Below are 1,941 nucleotides of genomic sequence, written 5' to 3'. Positions count from 1 at the left end.
GCCGTAGCGCAAGCCGTGTGCTTCCCAGGAAATGGCGAAGGCGCCATCGGCTTCGGCTTCGGCGAAGGCAGCGTCGGCCAGCGTGTCGTGATCCTCGCTTGCGGCATCGCTCGGCCTGGTGATGACCCGGCGGACGAACTCCAGCCGCGTTTCGTCGGCAAAATGGTTGCGGGCGTAGCCGATCACCGTGTCCTTGCCGGCGCCGCTTGGGCCGACGACGGCGACGAAAACGCCATCGCGGATCGGAAACGTCTCGGCCGAAAGTTCCCGCTCGATCAGTGCCGACACCATCATGCCACCCGGCGTCCCTGCCGCCACACGGTGCGCACGACCGGAACATGGTCGTCGACGCGCACCCGCACCAGATCGGCGCGGCGGCCCTGCTCGATGACGCCGCGGTCGGTCAGTCCAACCGCATCGGCCGGGTTTTTCGAGACCATGGCGACGGCCTGCGGCAGGGAAATGCCTTCGACGACATCGCCGAGGAAGAACGCCGACTGGATCAGGCTGAAGGGAATGTAGTCGGACGACAAGATGTCGAGCAGGCCGTCGCTGGCCAGCGTACGGGCCGAGACATTGCCCGAATGCGAGGCGCCGCGCATGACGTTTGGCGCGCCCATCAGCACACCCATCCCGGCCTCTTTCGAGGCCCTTGCGGCCTCTTCCGTGGTCGGGAATTCGGCAACCCGCACGCCCTGCTCGATCGCTTCGTCGACATGGCCCGATGTGGCGTCGTCGTGGCTGGCCAGCACGATGCCGCGCTCCTGGCAGGCGGCGGCGATCACCGCCCGGTTCGGCGCCGAATTGCGCGCCGATTCGGCCATCCGTTTTTCGCAGAACACCTTGAAGTCGCGATCGGTCAGCTTCAGCTTGCGCTGGTAATAGTAGGCATAGGTTTCGAGATTGACGAACTGGCGCTGGCCTGGCGCATGATCCATCAGCGATGCCAGCTTAACCCGCTCGTCGCCGTCGAAATTGGCGAAAGCCCTGAGGCAGTCGGGTGCCGAAACCTCGCAGCGCAGGTGGATGAAATGGTCGGCGCGCAGACGGTCCTGCTTCACACTGTCCTCGATCGCGTCGGCCAGCTTGCGGATGTCGGCCGATGTCAGGTCGGCGTCTTCGTCCATGCCGACGCGCAAGGCGTCCAGCACGGTGGTGATGCCGGCGGTTGCCACCTGCGCGTCATGGGCGAGCACGGCGGCGATCGGATTCCAGCGCACCTTGGGCCGCGGCGCGTAATGGCCTTCGAGATGGTCGGTGTGCAACTCGACCAGCCCGGGAATAATATAGTCGCCGCCCATATCCTCGCCGATGCGGCCAGAGCCAAGGCTTGCGCCGGCTTCGATGCCGGCGATAAAGCCGTCGCGCAGCACCAGCGAACCTTCGACGATCTCGTCGGCAAGCACGATGCGGGCATTGTGGAGAACAGTCTCGGCGGTCATTTCAGGCAGTCCTTCAGGCGGTTTTTCTGGCCGGGCGGCGCCCGAGCGCGTGATGCGAGAGCACCATGAACGGCGCACCCGGTTCGGTTTCGACAAACAAGGTCAGCGCATCCACCAGCACCTTCTGTTGCAGCACTTCCGCGAACAGGCTGTCGATCGCTGCGCGCAAACGCGGGCTCTCCTGTGACCCCGCCCGGCCGGAGAGCGTCATGTGGAAGCGAAAGGTTTCGAAGACATAGGGGTAGCCCCATTGGCAGAGATTGCGGAACTCGGCCGGCTTCAGCGAATCCGGGCTGCGCCGCTCGATTTCCGCCTCGCTCAGCGGTGCGCGAAACCGGTCGAAGTCGCGCACCACGTCATCGGCGTACCGGTTGAGCGCAGGCACTGGCCCTTCCGGCACCAGTGCGAAGAAGCCGTCGATCTGGCTGACCACGAGACGGGGAATGGTCACCACCGGCGTCACCTCGGCAAAAAGGTCGAGTGCGGCGCGCAGCGAGAC

Annotated in this window: 2 protein-coding genes and 1 pseudogene; all 3 read right to left on the bottom strand. The window is 65.3% G+C overall.

What is annotated here, in order from left to right:
- Positions 1-294 (bottom strand): annotated as a pseudogene (locus tag EN994_RS29220) (phosphonate metabolism protein/1,5-bisphosphokinase (PRPP-forming) PhnN); the annotation flags it as partial.
- A complete protein-coding gene (locus EN994_RS29215; RefSeq protein ID WP_063169766.1) occupies positions 291-1,442 on the bottom strand; it encodes an alpha-D-ribose 1-methylphosphonate 5-triphosphate diphosphatase in 1,152 nt (383 codons plus the stop codon). The gene EN994_RS29215 and the pseudogene EN994_RS29220, both read right to left, overlap by 4 nt.
- A gap of 13 nt (positions 1,443-1,455) precedes the next feature.
- The coding region (locus EN994_RS29210) for a DUF1045 domain-containing protein (RefSeq protein ID WP_127308041.1) at positions 1,456-1,941 on the bottom strand (486 nt) is incomplete at its 5' end.

Origin of the sequence: Mesorhizobium sp. M7A.F.Ca.CA.002.09.1.1 (assembly GCF_003998555.1) — a bacterium.
In the GTDB taxonomy this organism is placed as follows: domain Bacteria; phylum Pseudomonadota; class Alphaproteobacteria; order Rhizobiales; family Rhizobiaceae; genus Mesorhizobium; species Mesorhizobium ciceri.
This window is presented reverse-complemented; position numbering and strand designations above follow the sequence as displayed.